The 19334-nt window shown below is 41.1% G+C and carries 22 protein-coding genes; 13 read left to right on the forward strand and 9 right to left on the reverse strand.

Annotation, left to right across the window (positions count from 1 at the left end):
* A partial coding sequence (locus FTT94_RS03045; RefSeq protein ID WP_032023737.1) for a DDE-type integrase/transposase/recombinase occupies positions 1–443 on the forward strand: 443 nt, incomplete at its 5' end.
* Here FTT94_RS03045 and FTT94_RS03050 read toward each other — a convergent pair.
* Positions 440–940, reverse strand: coding sequence for a P-loop NTPase fold protein (locus tag FTT94_RS03050; protein ID WP_180170213.1), 501 nt, complete (start codon positions 938–940; stop codon positions 440–442). The two genes, FTT94_RS03045 and FTT94_RS03050, sit on opposite strands and share 4 nt — an antisense overlap.
* A gap of 60 nt (positions 941–1000) precedes the next feature.
* The gene (locus FTT94_RS03055; RefSeq protein WP_168378582.1) at positions 1001–1624 is read right to left on the reverse strand and encodes a LysE family translocator; all 624 of its coding nucleotides are present in this window, start codon (positions 1622–1624) and stop codon (positions 1001–1003) included.
* 171 nt (positions 1625–1795) lie between these two features.
* On the opposite strand from FTT94_RS03055, the gene FTT94_RS03060 reads away from it, so the two are divergent.
* Positions 1796–2254, forward strand: coding sequence for a DIP1984 family protein (locus FTT94_RS03060; RefSeq protein ID WP_168378581.1), 459 nt, complete (start codon positions 1796–1798; stop codon positions 2252–2254).
* Positions 2255–2490: 236 nt separating this feature from the next.
* On the opposite strand, the gene FTT94_RS03065 is transcribed toward FTT94_RS03060, so the two are convergent.
* Positions 2491–2694: an NF038215 family lipoprotein gene (locus FTT94_RS03065; RefSeq protein ID WP_168378580.1), complete on the reverse strand. Its 204-nt coding sequence runs from the start codon at positions 2692–2694 to the stop codon at positions 2491–2493.
* A 307-nt stretch (positions 2695–3001) separates the two neighbouring features.
* Here FTT94_RS03065 and FTT94_RS03070 point away from each other — a divergent pair, with 307 nt between their 5' ends.
* The 5 genes from FTT94_RS03070 (at position 3002) to FTT94_RS03090 (ending at position 8658) form a co-directional block, all read left to right on the forward strand.
* On the forward strand, positions 3002–3550 hold the full coding sequence (locus FTT94_RS03070; protein WP_180007512.1) for a TetR/AcrR family transcriptional regulator: 549 nt from the start codon (positions 3002–3004) through the stop codon (positions 3548–3550).
* 6 nt (positions 3551–3556) lie between these two features.
* On the forward strand, positions 3557–5206 hold the full coding sequence (locus tag FTT94_RS03075) for an MFS transporter (RefSeq protein ID WP_180170214.1): 1650 nt from the start codon (positions 3557–3559) through the stop codon (positions 5204–5206).
* Positions 5207–5268: 62 nt separating this feature from the next.
* A complete protein-coding gene (locus FTT94_RS03080; RefSeq protein WP_180170215.1) occupies positions 5269–6387 on the forward strand; it encodes an HlyD family secretion protein in 1119 nt (372 codons plus the stop codon).
* A gap of 147 nt (positions 6388–6534) precedes the next feature.
* Entirely contained in the window at positions 6535–7425 is an 891-nt protein-coding gene (locus FTT94_RS03085) for a 1-aminocyclopropane-1-carboxylate deaminase/D-cysteine desulfhydrase (RefSeq protein WP_180170216.1), read from the forward strand.
* 33 nt (positions 7426–7458) lie between these two features.
* On the forward strand, positions 7459–8658 hold the full coding sequence (locus FTT94_RS03090; protein ID WP_180170217.1) for an NAD(P)/FAD-dependent oxidoreductase: 1200 nt from the start codon (positions 7459–7461) through the stop codon (positions 8656–8658).
* Positions 8659–9073: 415 nt separating this feature from the next.
* On the opposite strand, the gene FTT94_RS03095 is transcribed toward FTT94_RS03090, so the two are convergent.
* The 3 genes from FTT94_RS03095 to FTT94_RS03105 all read right to left on the reverse strand — a co-directional run bounded on the left by FTT94_RS03095 (position 9074) and on the right by FTT94_RS03105 (position 11620).
* Positions 9074–9220 carry a hypothetical protein gene (locus FTT94_RS03095; RefSeq protein WP_180170218.1) on the reverse strand — a complete coding sequence of 49 codons (147 nt, stop codon included), beginning with the start codon at positions 9218–9220 and terminating at the stop codon, positions 9074–9076.
* A 68-nt stretch (positions 9221–9288) separates the two neighbouring features.
* Positions 9289–11067, reverse strand: a complete 1779-nt coding sequence (locus FTT94_RS03100) for a mechanosensitive ion channel (RefSeq protein ID WP_180170239.1) — start codon at positions 11065–11067, stop codon at positions 9289–9291.
* A gap of 274 nt (positions 11068–11341) precedes the next feature.
* Positions 11342–11620, reverse strand: coding sequence for a hypothetical protein (locus FTT94_RS03105; RefSeq protein ID WP_078191085.1), 279 nt, complete (start codon positions 11618–11620; stop codon positions 11342–11344).
* A gap of 347 nt (positions 11621–11967) precedes the next feature.
* On the opposite strand from FTT94_RS03105, the gene FTT94_RS03110 reads away from it, so the two are divergent.
* From FTT94_RS03110 to FTT94_RS03130, 5 genes are all read left to right on the forward strand, one after another.
* Entirely contained in the window at positions 11968–12390 is a 423-nt protein-coding gene (locus tag FTT94_RS03110) for a hypothetical protein (RefSeq protein WP_078191199.1), read from the forward strand.
* A 337-nt stretch (positions 12391–12727) separates the two neighbouring features.
* Positions 12728–13675, forward strand: coding sequence for a transporter substrate-binding domain-containing protein (locus FTT94_RS03115; protein ID WP_180004747.1), 948 nt, complete (start codon positions 12728–12730; stop codon positions 13673–13675).
* Positions 13676–13745: 70 nt separating this feature from the next.
* Positions 13746–14489, forward strand: coding sequence for an amino acid ABC transporter permease (locus FTT94_RS03120; protein WP_168378571.1), 744 nt, complete (start codon positions 13746–13748; stop codon positions 14487–14489).
* Positions 14489–15172 (forward strand): ABC transporter permease subunit, encoded by a 684-nt coding sequence (locus FTT94_RS03125; protein WP_078191088.1) that lies wholly within the window; start codon positions 14489–14491, stop codon positions 15170–15172. The genes FTT94_RS03120 and FTT94_RS03125 overlap by 1 nt, the downstream gene beginning before the upstream one ends.
* The gene (locus tag FTT94_RS03130) at positions 15169–15912 is read left to right on the forward strand and encodes an amino acid ABC transporter ATP-binding protein (RefSeq protein ID WP_078191089.1); all 744 of its coding nucleotides are present in this window, start codon (positions 15169–15171) and stop codon (positions 15910–15912) included. The genes FTT94_RS03125 and FTT94_RS03130 overlap by 4 nt, the downstream gene beginning before the upstream one ends.
* Positions 15913–16342: 430 nt before the next feature.
* Here the strand turns inward: FTT94_RS03130 and FTT94_RS03135 are convergent, their stop codons facing one another.
* Positions 16343–17104, reverse strand: a complete 762-nt coding sequence (locus FTT94_RS03135; protein WP_180025850.1) for a ferredoxin--NADP reductase — start codon at positions 17102–17104, stop codon at positions 16343–16345.
* 85 nt (positions 17105–17189) lie between these two features.
* Here FTT94_RS03135 and gigC point away from each other — a divergent pair, with 85 nt between their 5' ends.
* Entirely contained in the window at positions 17190–18074 is an 885-nt protein-coding gene (gigC, locus tag FTT94_RS03140; protein ID WP_078191091.1) for a LysR family transcriptional regulator GigC, read from the forward strand.
* A 28-nt stretch (positions 18075–18102) separates the two neighbouring features.
* On the opposite strand, the gene FTT94_RS03145 is transcribed toward gigC, so the two are convergent.
* On the reverse strand, positions 18103–18855 hold the full coding sequence (locus tag FTT94_RS03145; RefSeq protein WP_180117023.1) for a cold shock domain-containing protein: 753 nt from the start codon (positions 18853–18855) through the stop codon (positions 18103–18105).
* 108 nt (positions 18856–18963) lie between these two features.
* On the reverse strand, positions 18964–19257 hold the full coding sequence (locus tag FTT94_RS03150; protein ID WP_078192288.1) for a cold shock domain-containing protein: 294 nt from the start codon (positions 19255–19257) through the stop codon (positions 18964–18966).
* Positions 19258–19334: the final 77 nt, after the last annotated feature.

The raw sequence follows: 19334 nt of genomic DNA on the forward strand, positions 1-19334 counted from the left end.
TTGACGTGTTCTCACGAGCAATTGTTGGATGGAAAGTATCTACACGGATGAATACAGATATGGTGCTCGATGCATTGGAGCAAGCATTGCACGATCGAGGTATGCCTAAGAATGTGATTCATCATTCAGATAGAGGTGTTCAATATCTTTCTATTCGCTATACCAATCGTTTAGAAGCAGCAAATTTACGAGCATCAGTCGGTACGACAGGTGATTCATACGATAATGCTTTGGCTGAAACGGTGAATGGCTTATACAAAACAGAAGTGATTGAATATTTAAAAGCAGATTGGCAAGGTTTAGCGGATGTACAACTTGCGACATTAAATTGGGTAGATTGGTTCAACAAAAAGCGTGTACACAGTGCACTGGGTTATGTATCGCCTTTTGAGTTTGAAGCAATGTACTATGATAAGATTAATCCGTTAGGTCAGGTGGCCTAACTTAAATAAAAAAGTCTCCGACAAACCCGGTACGGTTCATCCTCTTTTTTTAACTCACAACGTTCTAAATCATCAAAAACTAATACGAAGTTATCATTAATTTTTAGATAATCTGGTAAATCAATATTGGGAATGCTACCTGAGATATTTCCATCTGATTTACCATCGTTGTCTAAATCAACTCTAATTGTTGCTTTCAATGTACCTTTTAAAATTTGACCTGCTAATTTTGCACTTTTACTCCCAAGAATTGGATGAATACTTTTAAAAATAGCTTCATCAATCATATAAGTCTTAGTAATACCATTTAAACTCACATAACAAATCTTTTTTCCCTGATCTTTTTTCTTTTCTAAATATTGTTTTACAAACCATGTCTTGCCACTACCCCATGCTCCATTCAACAATACAGCATATTCAAAATTCTTATTTCCATCGAAATAATAGTCTAAGTAGTCTTCAATGTGCTTATTAGGTTCTGAAATGTAATTAGACATATTAAAATTCAAAAATAAATTATTGTATTTTAATATATTTCTTTACACCTTAACTGTAAATCACTTCATCCCCAAAATCAGCTTTAATCCAAGCACTGTCATCACTGCCCCAGCTGCCCGATCAAAACCCGCTTTAAACTTCAAATAAACTTTGCGGGGTTTTTCTGCCGATAAAGCTACAGCGACCAATGAGCACCACCCTGCATCGATAAAGAAACACAAAACTGGCAATACAAAGTAGAAATACGTCGGAATGTCTTTCGGTAAAAGTGCCGTAAAAATACTGGCTAACACAATTGCAATTTTAGGATTCGACAACTGAGTAATTAAACCAGTGGTAAATGCACGACGGAGTGACATTTGCGAACTGCTCGAATTGCCTGCTTCGATGGGTTCTTTGGCATGTTTTATAATTTTAAATGCCATCCAAAGCAGATATAAACCACCACAAATTTTTAAAGCCAAATAAGCAGAAGGTACAGCCAATAAAAATGCCTGCAAACCCAATACCGCTAATAGCCCAAATATTGCAGCGCCGAAACCTGTACCAAGAGCGGTAAATAAACCGTGTTTACGTGAAATCGCAATGGAATTCTTCGCCACATAAATTGACGTTGGCCCCGGGCTCATTGCACCAAGTAATAGTGCTGCCGCAATCGAGCCTAATATCCAAAATGATTCCACTGTCACACCGTTTTCACTTAAATTCGTGGCAATTTTACAGATAGAATCTCTGAATTTCTCCCTATAATTTGCAGTGTTTATTTTAATTGACCAAATTTTTCACTATAAATAACTTGAATACCGCATTAATCCATCGCATGATCGTTAAAAGTACAAATTAATATCAAGACAATGAAATTAGCTGAAGCCCTACTTTTACGCAGTGACTTACAAACAAAATTGGCCTCGCTGCAACAAAGAATCAATAACAACGTGCTCATTCAAGAAGGTGATGCACCTAGCGAAGAACCAAATGCTTTAATTCAAGAAGCATTTGCCGTAAATACAGAACTTTATGGCTTAATTGAAAAGATTCACGCCACCAACGCACAGGCTAAAACCAGTTCAGGACGCTGCATGCTTTCGGTCCTCAATGAACGTGATTTATTGACCCAACAGCATCGTATCTTGCAACAAGCAATCGACAGCTCACGCCGTGAAAATGGTCGTTATAGCTCGAGTGAAATCCGTTGGATTAAAACCATTGCAGTGGCAGATTTACAAAAACAGGCCGATAGCATTAGTCAGCAACTTAGACAAAATAACTTAGAAATTCAGGCATCAAATTGGCAAATTGACCTGATAGATTGACCTGATTTAAGCATTTGAACCGCGGTTCATTCCAGTTCGGGCATACTGGGCGAGTACAGAGCCTTTTTAAATGTTTGTAAGGCTTTAATTCAACAAACAAAACTGCAGAAGTAAGACGTCTACTTCAAAATGTTCACACATCTGACGTATCACACTGCATCTGTGACTCTTTACATGTCACGTCTCACTACCGTGTACTGACAGTATGTCCACCCTATTTTTGACGGATCTATCTGCTAGTCGTCATCCGCAGCGGCTTCATTGAGTGCAACATCCTCACGGGGTAATTTATAGTCATGGTCATTTACAGGGACACCACCAATGATCATAGTGCGATGTTCATTTTGAGGACGATGCAATTCGTCAGTCGTATCACAGCCAACCATCCAAAAACCGCACAGGCACAGCATAGACAGCACAGCCGGACTTAATTTGCTCATTGGATGCCCTCCATTTTTATAATTATCTTGCTTATAAATTCAGCATAGCATTTTTGTGCAGATATTCACCTTATTTATCTGCCGATTTAGGGTCAATTGTCAGGAATTATGTCTCGGCGGTCTTTCCAATGCGGATGCAGATTGATGCCGATAGAAAAATATTTTCTTTTTAAAATAAATAATTTATTCATTTTCTTATAACCACATAGAAGACAAGTTACAAAACTGCTATCGAATACGATTTTACTTCGGACACTTTTGTCCGTTTAATAGCTAGATAAATTTAGAATGATGATGTCAAAGAATAATGTCCACACGTCAACAACTCGCTGCGCAAAACCGAGAAGTGCTTTTAGAAGCTGCGATTGAGGTATTCCGTATTCACGGGATCAATGCGCCTTTACAACTCATCATCAATCAGGCTCAAGTTGGACGTGCGACGTTTTATCGTAATTTTAATGACCGTCGTGAGTTGGTACTCGCCTTAATGCAAGCTGCCTTGAACCGACTTGAACAGCGTGCGCTTAATTATGCACAGTTCGATGATGGATTTATTCGCCTCATTCAAGACCATATTTATAATATTCCCTATCTCACGGCTTTAATGGAATATTGGCGTGTGATCGATCGGGATGATCCTGCCATGGTTGAAATATACCAACGACGTGATGCCATATTACAACCGATGATTGATCAGGCCATTCAAAATGGTCGCTGTCGAGCAGACTTTAAACCGGCGGACTATGCCATGGTCACCTCTATTTTGCGTGCAGCTTTGCAAGGCCATACCGAAGCAGATCAGGAAAAACTCGCCAAACGTGCCGTGGAGTTTTTACTACATGGTATTTGCGGGTAATACGTCATGTCCAAATCTCCACGTTTATTGGAACCTGCTCCGGATTGGACACCCGAAGAAAAACCGACCCTGCCCGGCTCTCCCGCTGCGATTGCACATCCGACCTATAAGCGTTTTTTATACTTCTTTATCGGTTTATTTGTTGCGATCTCGGGCAGCTTAAGTAATGGATTCATTACGGCAAATTTACCCCTTCTACAAGGTGAATATGGCTTAACGCCTTCAGAAGCGGCATGGATCCCTGCGGCATTTGTTATGGCCAATGTCAGCTCCAACCTGATCTTATTTAAAGCCCGTCAACAATATGGACTTAGGCTATTTTCAGAAATTGGTTTGGTCTTATTTATCGCGGTGATGCTGCTGCATTTATTTGTCCATACCTATGAAATGGCAATTTTTGCACGGGTGATTAGCGGCTTACTTGCAGCTCCACTCAGTTCGCTTGGGATGTATTACATCATGCAAGCCTTTAAACGTGCTCATTTTGGTCGTGGGCTTTATCTAGCTTTAGGCTTTCAGCAGTTGGGGATACCGCTGGCATGGATCATGTCGCCCTATCTGGTCGATGTAAATGATTGGTCTATTTTCTATACCTTTGAATTAGGTTTAGCCTTATGTTGTTTGGCGATGGTGGTCTCTCTAAAACTGCCACGAAGCCTACGTATAGAAGTGTTTGAAAAGCAAGATTTATTCACCTTTGCATTATTGGCACCCGGCTTTGCTTTGCTATGTATCGTGTTGACTCAAGGCCCGATTCTTTGGTGGTTTGAAGCTGAATGGTTGGCCTATTTACTCATCGCCGCTTTGATTCTTTTAGTTGTTGGTCTGACCTATGAACATTTTCGGGTCAATCCACTGATTGTCACACGCTGGCTCGGAACATCGTCTACCGTGAGTTTTATTATCGGTGCCTTTGCCATTCGCTTTCTCATGTCAGAACAAAGCTATGCGGCCGTGAATTTTTTGAAAACCATGGGCATTGGACCCGACCAATTCGTTTCTTTTTATACCGTTGTGCTGATCGGAATTGTCTTAGGCACAGTGTTTAGTGCCCTGACCTTTTCCAAAGAAAAAATTGTGCTTCATCTGCTCGGTGCAGCAGGTCTCGTGCTCTTTGCCTGTGCACTGGATTACCATCTGACCAGTGATGTACGACCACATGATTTTTATTGGAGTCAGTTTTTGGTGGGCTTTGCCAGTGGCATGTTTATTGGCCCACTTTTGCTTACAGGCATTGTCAGTGCTTTACAAAAAGGCCCATCTCACATGGTGACGTTTATCGTGCTGTTTTCTGCAACGCAAACCTTTGGGGGACTCGTCGGTTCATCGTTCTTTTCGACCTACCAGCAAATGCGTACCCAAACCTATCAGGCACAGATTTATAATGATTTATCGCAAACCTCACCTATAGTGGAACAGCGCCTACAACTATTGGCTCAAATTGCGCATCAATATTCTTTAGACCCCTATTTAGATCAACAACAAGCCATACGTAGCCTTAATCAAACCATCACACGAGAAGCCCAAGTTCGAGCCTATAACGATGTGATTTTTTTAAATGGCATATTCGCCGTTTTATTGTTGCTTTGGGGTTTATTGCTGATGGGCAAAAATAAATATCAATTACGCCAACAGCAACGCACGGATAGTAGTTAAAATTTTCCCGACTTAAACAACATAAGCAACCGCCAAATGACCTAATTGATATTGAGAACACCATGACCGAAGACCATAAACCCACTGAGCAAGCAGCACCGCAGCAACCACAAACAGCAACCGCTATGCCTGCGCCATCGAGCAAGCTTATTTCTACGCCGCAGCGTACCCTGATTTTCATGTTGATTATCCTCTTGTTGGGGATTGCACTGATCTTATGGGCGTGGCGGATTGGTCCATTTCATAACAGTATCGAGTCGACTGAAAATAGCTATGTCAAAGGCAAAACCACGGTGCTTTCATCACAAATTAATGGTTATGTGAAAGATGTTTTGGTGACGGATTTTGATCATGTGAAAAAAGGTCAAGTGCTTATGCATATCGATGCAACGACCTATGATCAAAAAGTCACACAAGCTGAATCTGGGGTGGAACAAGCACAGAACTCGCTTGCCAATCAAAGCCAGGCCATTAAACAACGCAGAGCGGATATTACGGCAGCCGAAGCGAAAGTGGACCAATCACGTGCGGCCTATGAATTAGCCCTTGCACAAATGACGCGCTACCAACAACTCGGCAATACTGGCGCTGCGTCGAAAACGGAACAAGACAAAGCCACTGCAGATGCAAAAAATAGTTTGGCCCAACTTCATCAAGCAGAAGCCAATTTACTGGTTGCCAAAGAATCATTCAAAACCGCACAAGTTGCAGCGACGGGGCTTAAAGCACAAGTAAATAGTGCCAAAGCACAATTTGATCAGGCTGTGACCACCAAAGACTACAGCACGATTGTAGCGCCTATGGATGGTCAGCTAGGTGAAGTGAGCCCGCGGATTGGTCAATACGTTGCAGCAGGCACTCAACTGATGTATTTGATTCCACAGCAGCGCTGGGTGACTGCCAACTTTAAAGAAACGCAAATTGCAGATATGCATATTGGTCAAAAAGCGTGGTTCAGCGTCGATGGCATGAAACATCAAAAATTTTATGGCAAAGTTGAGCAAATCTCCCCTGCGGCTGGTTCTGAATTTAGTGTATTGAAACCTGACAATGCCACAGGAAATTTCACCAAAGTCGTGCAACGCATTGCCGTGAAAATTGCGATTGATCCCAATCAACAAGGTTTGGAAAACTTAAGACCCGGTATGTCTGTCGTCACCTCCGTAGATGTTGCTAGTTAGTTGATGTTGATAGTTAGCGGACGCTGGCAGTGAAGTACTATAAGCAAAGTTGAACAATACAAGATGTAAAGGATTTCATCTTCTGCACCTCCCGTTTTACAATGCCTACCTATTTGACCTCCAACCACCAAGATAACGATTACCAGCATGTTTGAATCTATCGCCCACGCCATTCCTGAGCAGACTATTCAATATCAAGGGGTTGATTTGTGTATTAAGCGTTTGGACTTGGTACACCTGCAAATATCGGGTAATAAATTTTATAAACTTAAATACAATTTTATTGAGGCGCAGAAATTAGGATTTAAACAGGTGCTTAGCTTTGGTGGTGCTTATTCAAATCACATTGCAGCCACCGCATTTGCCGCACATTTATTTGGATTCGGTAGTCTAGGCATCATCCGTGGGGAAGAATTACAACATCAAGCCCGAAATCCTACTTTAGCCACCGCCGAACAGTTTGGTATGCAGCTCAATTTTGTCACACGCCAACAGTATCGGGAAATGAAACAAGTTGACGCTTTAGCGCAATTACGACAGGAATTTCCCGAACATTATGTCATTCCTGAAGGTGGAACCAATGCATTGGCAATCCGTGGCTGTATGGAAATCTTAAGCCATGAAAATCAACAAAATTTTGATCTCATCTGCTGTGCAGTCGGTACAGGTGGAACCATAACAGGCTTGATCGAAGCCAGTGCTGAACACCAACATGTTCTTGGCTTTTCTGCGCTCAAAGGTAATTTTCTTTGCGACGATGTTGCTCAGTTGACGCAGAAAACCAATTGGAACATCAGTGATGAATTTTGCTGTGGCGGCTATGCCAAAACAACGCCGGAACTTTTACAGTTTATGCAAGACTTTGAACATCGCTATGCGATCCCATTAGAACAGGTTTATACGGCTAAAATGTTGCGAGGTATTTTCAGCATGATTGAGCGGGGTCAGATTACAAGCCATCAACGTGTTTTAGTGATCCATACTGGTGGCCTACAAGGTCGCTTGAAAGGTTCAACCGAAGCGCTAAAAAGCGTATAATCCTGCGTCCTTTCTTCCACGCGGAAACTTACCATGTCGCAAAATCAATATGATGTCCTTGTTTTAGGTGCTGGCGCATCAGGCTTAATGACGGCATTTAAAGCGGCGCAGCGTGGACGCAAAGTTTTGGTAGTTGAAAAAGCCAATAAAGTTGGCAAAAAAATCCTAATGTCTGGTGGTGGTAAATGCAATTTCACCAATTTGTATGTCGAACCAGAAAATTATATTTCACATAATCCACACTTTGTTATTTCAGCATTAACTCGCTATACCAACTGGGACTTCATTGGTATGGTCTGCGAATATGGCATTGAGTACGAAGAGCGCAAACATGGGCAGTTATTTACCCAAAATGGTGCAAAAGAAATTCTCGCCATGCTATTGGCAGAGTGTGACAAAACAGGCTTGGTAGATATTAAAACCAACTGTGAAGTAAAAGCAGTCAATGCCTTACCAGAACAAGGCTTTCAAGTGGCAACCAATCTAGGCTATTTTGAAGCAGAATCGGTGGTTATTGCCAGTGGCGGTCTTTCTATTCCTACTTTAGGTGGTTCAGGAATTGGCTATGAAATTGCCAAACAATTCGGACATTCCGTCTACCCCACTCGCGCAGGCTTAGTACCCTTCACTTTCTCAGATAGTTTTAAAGAAGTAACCACTCGCTTGAGCGGCAATGCTGTTGAAGCCACGTTATCGAATGAGTTAAATAGTTTTACTGAGGCTTTACTCTTTACTCACCGTGGTTTAAGTGGCCCAAGCTCATTGCAGCTTTCAAACTACTGGGATGTCGGTCAACGTTTTAATATCAATTTCCTGCCAACTTTAGATGTTTTAGATTTCCTCAAATCTAAGAAATCTAGTCAACCGAAAGTGTTACTGCGCACACTGTTCAATGAACACTTACCGAAAAGCGTGGTTGTGGAATTACAAAATCTGATTTGGCCTGAACAAGCTGATTTAGCCATTGGCAATATCAGTGATGAAAAACTAGAACTCATTGCAAGCCGTCTGGAAAGCTTTGAAGTGAAGCCATCAGGCACTGAAGGTTACCGTACTGCTGAAGTTACACTGGGTGGTGTCGATACCACTGAAGTCTCATCAAAAACCATGGAAAGTAAAAAACAGAAAGGTTTGTACTTTATTGGCGAAGTACTTGATGTAACAGGTCATTTAGGTGGATACAACTTCCAATGGGCATGGGCTTCTGCGCATGCCGCTTCTGAATACGTCTGATCTCGACATAGAATTAATTAAATATAACCTGCAGAAGATCTCTGCATAAAAAAAGGGCTGATTCATTCAGCCCTTTTTCTTGCCCGATCTGACTTATTCAAGATAGTCGGTTTTAAATAATGATACTGACGACGACGAAGTTCGTTGAATTGTCATATCCATTTTTTCAACGGCAACTGAAATATGTTGTGGTTGCACGCTTGCGGTTTGTTTGAGTGTCGATACTAAAGTATTGAGCATTGAAATTACCCCCATTTTGCCATTCCTTTGCACGGATCATAAGTGTCATTCATGACAGCAATATGAATCCTAAGTTTTTATATTTTAAGTAATATTCTATATATCACTATTACTTAAAATACCAATTTTCGAGTAAATTTCAATCATTATTTTTGGACTGATTGGTATAATTTTTTCACTTTTTTGGCGGTGATTGTTCTGTCTGCTCCAAATCAGTGCGTTTTGATTTTGCAAAAATAAAGCGTCGTGCGCTTGCCAAAAAACCAACTGTGATCCCAGCAATAATCACTGGGGCTAAAAATTTATTCGGTGTTTTTGCCATACAATATTCCTTATAAAGCATTAAAATCGACCACATAAACGTGGCCGATTTTTAAAAGACAGAATAGTTTAATTTGGATCATTTGGTTTTGGCGGGGTTACAGGTGCCGAAGGTGCATCGACCTGTTTTTCAGCCTCGCCTGTCGATCCAAATGGATTATTTTGTGGTTGATCACTTGGGTTTACATCCAACTGATCTGGCGTGGCCGTTTCTTTTTCACTGACGCCGGGTGCAGCCTGTTGAATGTTTGGATAGCCATCGTCGATTTTCACTTCAGAAGTCATCACAGATGTTGATGGCGTTGGACTCGCTGCAGACGATGTTGGCGTATTAAAAGTGGTTTTTGCCTTCGCCTGTTCTTGAACTGGATTCGGTTCGTTGGCTTCACGTTTTGCTTTATCAATTAGATCTGATAACAATCGTTCTGCTGGATTGCGACCGCCCAAACCAAAGGCCAAAGCGAAAGCAACTGCGACCGCGCCGAGGGTTAAACCAAAGGCCAAATTTACGATCGAGTCGGCAATACCCATGGCACGTAAGCCCATGGCGACAACCAAGCCCATAATCAGCACACGAACCAAATTACCTAACCAACGTGAACTGTTGTATTCCCCACGTTGCACCACATTTGCCACAATATTGGCAAGCCAGAAGCCCACCACCAAGATCACGGCACCAAGTAAAATACTTGCACCGAACTGGATAAACATGGCAATCAAGGCACTGATTTGTTCAAAGCCTAAACGGTTAGCGGCTTCAGATACCGCAAACAGCATGGTGAAAAATACGATCAGGCAACCGACCACATCCGACACTTTGGTATTGCCCAAAAAGCGTTGAATGTCTAATTTTTCTGGTACAGCATCGACACCAGTACCCGAGATCACATCTACCACTAGACGTGCCACAAAACGTGATACCACATAAGCCAAGATTAAGATTAAACCTGCGGCAATGATGTTCGGTATCGCATACATGATCTCATGCAACATGGCTGTTGCAGGCTGAGAAATCGCCTCGATACCAAGTGCTTCGAAAGCCACAATTAAAGCAGTGATAATAACTATAGCAAAGACGAAATTACCCAATACTTGAGCAAGTTTTGCGTTTTTGAACATGCCCACTTTTTCGACTTGCTGCTGCAGGCTTAAACTGTTCACCAAGCCTTCCACGATGCCTCGTACAATCTTCGCCAAAATATAACCCACAAAGACGATGACACCGGCAATAAAGATATTGGGAAGATAAGAAACAACTTCAGTGACCATATTTTGGATTGGGAACAATAGACCGTTCAAACCCAAGATCGATAAAACAATCGGTAGGAAAAGTAACAAAATCAGCCAATATACAATTTCACTGATATTTTGACTGATAGGGCTGACGCCAACCTCAGAACTAAGTTTTTCATCGAGTTGGGTTTTATCAAGCAGTTTTTTTGAACCGACTTTGACCAAACTCGCCACGATCCAACCAATAAAACCCACGGCTACCGCAGCCAAGAGCTGTGGAATAAATAACAAGAACTGCTGAATCATATTACTGAATGGGCCACTGACACTGGTCAAATTCAGCACATTGAGCGCACCAATGACGGCAATGATCAAAATAATCCAGAACACTACTCTGGAGACTATATTTTCAACATTGGAACGGTGCCCAGTTGCATTTGAAAGTTTTTGATTTGTACCTAATTGTTGCAGAACTTTTTTGACGCCAGCAGCAATCAATAAAGCAATGACCCAACCAATCAGGAGAATTGCTACTGCACTTAAAATGGGGTGAAACTGTTCCCAATAATACATGGCATCAAAACGGCCACGCGGACCACCCAGATAATCATTCATACGTTCGCCCTCATTGTTATACATGATCTGTTGTTATGTGCATTTTTACGTATGCCGCGATATCACACAGCATTGGTGCTTTAAACTTGAGCTTTCTTTTCCACCTTAGTTTTTGCGTATTTTTTAATCAACCAAAGTATGCATAACTCCAACAAAAGCTCACAATTGAATGTAAAAAAGCCTTGGCATAACCAAGGCTTTATTTGTGTCATTCTGATGAGATGCTTAAGGTTCAGATCTTGCAATCATGTAAATCTGACTCATGTATTTATCATCAATGATCTGTCGCAGTTGCAGTATTTGAATCATTGGCAACAGCTTCATCCCCCGCTGTACCGCTAGTCGTATCATTGGCAGTTGCAGTTTGTGCATTCGGTGCAGGATGATCAGGTGGTGCATCCGAAGCAGACGGTTTCATATCTGCAAACATATAAAACAATAACGCGATTAAGAAGATACCCACTAAAATTAGCATATACACTGGGATACGTTTTTTTTGTGTTGTTTCTTCTGCGCTGGTGGTATGGGGCGGTTTATTAAAATCGTGTGTCATATTCCCCTCGCTATTTTGTTGTTCGTCGTTCACTTTTATACTAACAATACAATATCCTTTGTTGTGTGAAGAACAATTACAATCCGTGAAAACATGTAACTTGAAAGATCAGTTCAATTTACATCCGTCTTGCTGTTTAAATAGATGACTGATTTTTAGATTTAAAATCAATCGCTAAGGTAAAAATATCGGAGCATGAAATGAATGTACCATTTCAATCGTATTCATTTTCAGAGTATCAAGTGTTGCAAAAATAAATGCTTTTTTGAGCTAGATGGAATTCTCTGCTTTTGATGAATGAAATGAGCTATAATCATGCACCTTATTTTTCACCTGTTATCAAATCTATGGCGTACCATCAACAAGGTGTAACGCTTGATCTTGACACTGACGTCACTCATCAATGTTCCCTTCATTACACTCGTGATCAGCATCTTATTGGCATTATTGAATTTAGTAAGCCAAGTTATGTGTTGAAATGGGGTGATTTGGAATATTTCCGCCGACGTACTGAAGAGTTTTCAGTGATGCCATTCCCTGAATGCATCAATGCGATGGTGATTGATATTCGAAATATTGCGGCTTTTTTAGATAATGAAGTGCCTATTATTCCTTGGCGCTTGCTCGAAGAAGAATGCCCGATTCGCTTAGTTGTTCCCCAAGATCGACTGGAGCACTATGCTGGCTTTTTTGAACCGACTTGGTTGACTTCAGACGTAGACACAGCGATTCAAGAAATTCGTGAATTTATGGATATGTTTGTGCATTAACACGGAGATTAAACTAAAGTTTAATCCCGAAAACCTCCATCTGGAGGTTTTTTTATGCCCTTTTATTTTAATGATTTATTTCACAATCAAATTAATTTAAATGATATTCAACAACTTACAACAAATTTACTTATAAAAAATGTTCATAACGTATCCCATTTCTTAGTAACAATTCGGCAATAAATTTTGCTTGAGCCTTGTTCGATTTATCACCTAAGATGTAGAAAATGATCTCTTTTTTATTGTTGAAACATTCTTAAAAACAGAGCAATAAAACTAAATACGTAACAAGATCATAAAAAGTGGATATTAAATCAGGGTAAAAGGAGTTTTAACGATGACGTCAAAAAAACATTTAGCAACTTTGTTCTGTGCAAGTGCGCTCACTTTAGGGCTTAGCGCATGTAGTGACAATAAAGCACCTACAACGGATAAAGCTGCAGGAAGTGAAGCTGCTGTTTCTGACTCAGGGACTTTAGATAAGATCAAAAAATCCGGCACGATTGTTTTAGGCTATCGCGATTCATCGATTCCATTTTCATATATCGCAGATAATCCAAATCAACCTGTGGGTTATGCGCATGATCTTCAATTAAAAGTAGTTGAAGCAGTAAAAAAACAATTAAATCTTCCCGATTTAAAAATCCGTTATAACTTAGTGACCAGCCAAAACCGAATTCCATTAGTTTCTAATGGCACCGTCGACTTAGAGTGTGGTTCAACCACCAACAATAAAGAACGCCAACAACAAGTTGATTTCTCAACAGGTTTCTTTGAAGTGGGTTCACGCTTACTTACTGCAAAAGACTCTGGGATTAAAGACTTCGCTGACCTTAAAGGTAAAAAATTAGTCACCACGGCAGGAACTACATCTGAGCGTTATATTCGTCAACATGAAAAAGAGTTAGGTATTGGTGAAGTCATTTCTGCCAAAGACCACGCTGAGTCTTTCCTCATGCTACAAAATGGTCGTGCAGCGGCATTTATGATGGATGATATTTTGCTGGCGGGTGAAAAATCGAAAGCCAAAGATCCAAATAAATGGGAAATCGTGGGTACAGCACCGATTCAAGAAATTTATGGTTGTATGCTACGTAAAGGCGATACTGGCTTTAAACAAGTGGTTGATGATGCAATCAAAGCGACCTATAGCTCTGGTGAAATCAATGACATGTATAAAAAATGGTTCCAAACGCCAATTCCACCAAAAAATATCAATTTGAATTTCCCGATGTCTGATCAATTAAAAGCATTGATTAGCAATCCACATGACCGTGACGAATAACTTTCCCTAAACATTCTAAAGATGCTTAAGCCAAACGGATTTTGGCTTAAGCTCATTATAGGGAGTTCCTATGAATTATAGCTGGAATTGGGGTGTGCTGTTCCAATCTACTGGTGTAGGTGATTCGACCTACCTGAATTGGATTTTAATTGGAATCGGCTGGCTGTTTGTCATCGCTTTGGTGGCATGGAGCATTGCGATGGTGCTCGGCAGCATCTTGGGTATTATGCGTACCCTACCGAGTCCTGTAGCACGAGGTATTGGTACGGCCTACGTGACTATTTTCCGAAATGTACCCTTATTGATTCAACTGTTTATTTGGTTCTATGTTGTACCTAACTTCCTCCCTGCTGCGATTAAAAGCTGGTGGATGAATGACCTTGGAGCAAATACGACCGCCTTAATTTCTGCAAGTGTCGGTTTGGGTCTTTTTACAGCTGCACGGGTCTGTGAACAAGTCAGGACAGGTATTGAAGCGCTTCCTTTGGGGCAAACCAATGCTGGTTATGCCATGGGATTTAGCACGACTCAACTTTATCGCTATGTGATCTTACCGCAGTCGTTCCGCACGATTTTGCCACCACTGAGCTCTGAGTTGACCAACTGTGTCAAAAACACCTCAGTTGCGTCTTTGGTCGGTGTCGCAGAAATCATTTCACAGATGAAAACCATCAGTGAATACACGCAAAACACCATCGAAATTTATACCTACGTCACCATTATTTTCATCGTGATCAACATCTGTTTAATTGGTTTCATGAATTTTCTGGAAAAACGCCTACGCGTTCCTGGCTTAATTGCAGGAGATAAATAATGGAATGGCTCAGTTCTTTTATTCAAGACCTCCAAGCGTCTGGCCCTGCGCTATGGCATGGTTTCAGCATCACACTCAAAGTGGTGATCACGGCAACCATTGGTGGTGTCTTTATTGGGACTTTATTGGCGTTGATGCGCCTGTCCTCGATTAAGGCATTTAATATTTTTGCTAAAGGCTATGTGAACCTCTTTCGTTCTATTCCTTTGCTCTTGGTGCTGATGTGGTTCTACTTTGCCGTACCCTTTATCTACACAGGGATCACCGGTAACTATCTGACGATTGATACTGCCCTCGTTTCGAGTATCGTGGCCTTCATGCTATTTGAAGCGGCTTACTTTTCAGAGATTGTCCGTGCCGGGATTCAATCAATTCCTAAAGGTCAAACTTCTGCAGCTTATGCTCTCGGTATGAGTTATAGCCAAGCAATGCGCTTAATTATTTTGCCGCAATCTTTTCGCAAAATGACGCCACTTCTCTTACAACAAACCATCATTCTGTTCCAAGATTCAACCATGGTTTATGCCATCGGACTGTTAGACTTTTTCCGCACCAACTATGTTCGAGGCGACCTTATGTCATTGTTAACTCAATACATTCTGTTTGCTGGTTTGGTGTATTTCACTATTAGTATGATCGCTACCTATGCAGTTAAAAAATTACAACGGAGGTTAAGTGTATGACCGATCAAAAAACGATGATTGACCTCCAAAATGTCAGTAAATGGTATAAAGATTTTCAAGTGCTTACCGATTGCACGACTCAAATTAAACAAGGTGAAGTGGTTGTCGTGTGTGGACCTTCAGGTTCAGGCAAATCAACGCTCATTAAAACCGTCAATGGACTTGAGCCTTTTCAAGCCGGTACGATTTTAGTCGACGGTATTTCCATTAATGACCCAAAAACCGATTTAAATAAATTGCGTAGTCGTGTCGGTATGGTGTTCCAGCACTTTGAATTGTTTCCACATTTATCCATTACCGAAAACCTGACCATTGCGCAGGTTAAAGTCTTGGGTCGATCAGAAGCCGAAGCCAAGAAAAAAGGCTTGGCTTATTTAGATCGTGTGGGTTTGAGTGCGCATGCCGCTAAATTTCCTGCACAGTTATCAGGTGGACAGCAACAACGTGTTGCCATTGCACGTGCGCTCAGTATGGACCCGATTGCCATGCTGTTTGATGAACCAACTTCGGCACTTGATCCAGAGATGATTAACGAAGTGCTTGATGTAATGGTGGGTCTTGCCAAAGAAGGTATGACCATGATGTGTGTAACCCATGAGATGGGCTTTGCTCGTCAGGTTGCAGACCGAGTGATCTTTATGGATCAAGGAAAAATTGTAGAAGACTGCAGCAAAGATGATTTCTTTAATGCTCCTCGTGGTGAACGAGCGCAGCAGTTCTTAAATAAAATTCTGCATTAACATCAAAACGTTTATTTAACTGATGTTACGAAGTAACATCAGAAGCGTAATTTGATTCAAATAAAAGTACGATACGCGGTAACGTCATCCGCAAGTGTTTGAGATAGGAATTCTTCTAATCAAAAATGTTTTTGCGATACTTTAGATAATTAGACGCTAGTGAACGAGTTTTGCGGTGAGGAGCACTGCTCCGCAAGATGGTTTCCTTGCGAAGCTTCGCTTCTCATTTTGCCTAATGAGAAGCGTGCTTCGTAAGAGTACCTCCAGCCGAAGGCTAATCACTTTATTCATTCCCTTGATGTAAGACTCCGTCGAATTGGCTTAACAATCATTTTAAAAATGCAAAATTACTTTTGCATGCATAACATCAGTTATTTATTTTCCGAAAATAAAAAAGCTCATCCATCGATGAGCTTTTTTTCATGGCACCTTACCAATAGTTTTCTACAGCAATATTACCTTCACCACGGCGGTTCATGGTCAAACCACGCGCCTTTAATGCTGCCTTGGTGTCATCAACCATTTGTGGATTACCACACAACATGACATGCGTCGTTTCCACATTAAACGCTAAGCCCGCCGCCTGTTCTAGCTCGCCATTTTCAATTAAAACTGGTAAACGATCATGCAGCGGTGCATTTGGATCACGTGTCACAATAGGTATAAATTTAAAACCCGTATGCCCTTCACCAAAGGTCTCGGCGATTTCTTGAATACGCTCGATATAAGCCAATTCTGATACGGTACGCACACTGTAGACTAGATTAATTTTTTCGTATTTAGACCACGTTTCAAAGTCTTGTAGCATTGATAAAAATGGTGCAAGACCCGTTCCTGTCCCCAACAGCCATAAGTCCTTCGGCAATGGCAACTGATAACGTGCCAAGGTAAGGAAGCCATAAGGGACTTTTTCTAAATACAGCTCATCACCCACTTGTAGATGCTGTAAATTCGAGGTAAACGCACCATCTGGAACGACGATAGAGAAAAATTCTAAAGTTTCATCAAAGGGTGACGACACCACAGAATAGGCACGAACCACCAATTCATCGCCCACTTTCAAGCCGATTCGTGCGAACTGACCAGCGGTAAATTTAAAATGCGCAGGACGTGTCATGGTAAAACTGAACAAAGTATTGGTCCAACGGTGTACAGATAAAACCTTTTCTAAGCTAAATTTTTCAATTGACATGATTTGAACGTGGCGTGACAGACTGTGCTCATGTTAGCATGACAGCATAATTTATTAATATTTTTTAAATGTTAAGGCCTGATTCATGCGCATGACTTTACGCCAGTTGGCTGTTTTTGTAGCAGTCGCTCAAGAAGGTACCGTTACCAAAGCCAGTGATGCTGTCAAACTTACTCAAAGTGCAGCAAGTATGGCATTGGCAGACCTCGAAGATGGTCTCGGTGCTCCACTGTTTGACCGACTTGGTAAACGCTTGCAATTGAATGACTTGGGTCGTTTTTTATTGCCACAAGCTTTGGAAATTTTAGGGCGCTGTGAAGCTTTTGAACAAGCAGCCAAAGGCGAACTACAAAGTATTGATCTGCGTTTGGGTGCGACCCTAACCATCAGTGACTACTTGATGCCAGACCTCATGGCAGATTTCTTACAAATTCAGCCTCAAGCACATTTACAACTTCAAGTCGGCAATACCCGCCAAATGATTGAAGCGGTAAACCAATTTCAGTTGGATTTGGCCTTAATTGAAGGTTCATGTCATCTGCCACAGCTGCAATGTATTCACTGGCGTGACGATGAACTTGCTGTGTGCTGTTCACCTGAGCACCCTTTAGCGAAGTTGGATCGTGCACTCACTGCAGCTGACTTTGATAACGTAGAATGGATCTTACGTGAAGAAGGTTCAGGCACACGTGAAGTATTTGATAACGCAATTTTAAAAGACCTGCCAGATGCCAATATTCGTTTAACCTTGGGTCATAACGAAGCCATTCTAAAAATCGTGGCAGGTGGTCTTGGTATGTCATGTATTTCTAAACTGGCAATTGAGCCTTTACGTGAAAAAGGTCAATTGGTGGTTTTAGATACGCCGTTTTGGCAACTTGCCCGTCCATTATTCATGTTGGTACATCGTCAGAAATACCAAGGACCGGGTCTCAAAGCCTTTATGCAATTTTGTGAAAAATCTGTTTAAACTAAAAAGCGCCTAATGGCGCTTTTTCTTATTTATTAAATTGTCGTTCGCAAGGTATTCCGTCGTTGTTTCCGTCCATTTTTGTTCCTGGACAATGTTGAAGAAAATAGACCGCTTCTTCATAAGATTTCATCTGACTACAATGTGTACGCCCATCACAACTAAACTGTGCTTTCTCTGCCGCCCTTGGCGTATCACTTGAAGCATGAGCTGGCACAGTGTCTCGAACAACTGACTGAGCTTGCGTTGAAGCTGTGCCGTATAGATTTTTTTCACCTTGCTCCGACAGCACCCGATCGGGTAAATTCCCCTGTGCTTTACGTTGTTCTTTTACAATATTTTCATTTTCTTGCATGAGCTGTTGTAAATGTAGTTGCTTCTGTTCTTGGTACTGCTGATATTTCCCATAAACAGCCACAGCGAATACCACAATTACAATAAGTCCAATCATGCTGATGATTTTACTGCCCCAGACTGTGCCTTTGGCTGTATCGTGAGGCGTAACTTGGTCGTTCACTCGATCTAGCATTGATTCAAATGACGGATTTATCTGTTCATGAGTGGACTGCTCTTTTTTCAAATCTAAACGGATGATATTTACCGCTTTAAATTTACCTTGATCTGCTTCAATCCTGTATTTGAGATTTTCTCCAACACGTGGTTCGATGTGTCGGCTAGGAAAATCACGAATATGAAAAAATAAGTCCTTTGCTTGATCTTGTTGTATAAATCCAAAGCCGCGCTCAACGTTATAGCTTTTGATTTTCCCCTCTTTAAACATAAAAATTGTCTCTCATCTTTTCTTTTAATACTCTTATGATAATAAAAAAAGAGACCCTATAGACCTCTTTTTCAATTTCAAAGATTTCCATGAAATCTTACAATCACATTATTTACGCAAATTCGAAAGCAAAGCTGAAGTAATTGACTGGTTATTTGCCACTACTTTAGATTTTTTAGCTTTTGCAGATTTGTCTTCTTCACGCTCAATGTTTATGGCTTTATAACGATCACCATTTTTCACCACATTAAATTTCACACGATCATTACGTTTTGGCTCGACACCATCTGCGGGAAAGTCAGAGATATGGAAAAATACATCACCTTCTTCACATGAAAGAAAGCCAAAGCCCTTTTCAGGATTGTACTGCTTCACTTTACCTTTATATTGTTCGGACTTCATAAAGTACCCTATTCCATTTATGCCAATGTCTTTAGTATATAAAAAAGAGGCTATAAAAGCCCCTTTTCTGTTCATGA

Source organism: Acinetobacter sp. YH12027, from assembly GCF_013420085.1.
GTDB classification, from domain to species: domain Bacteria; phylum Pseudomonadota; class Gammaproteobacteria; order Pseudomonadales; family Moraxellaceae; genus Acinetobacter; species Acinetobacter amyesii.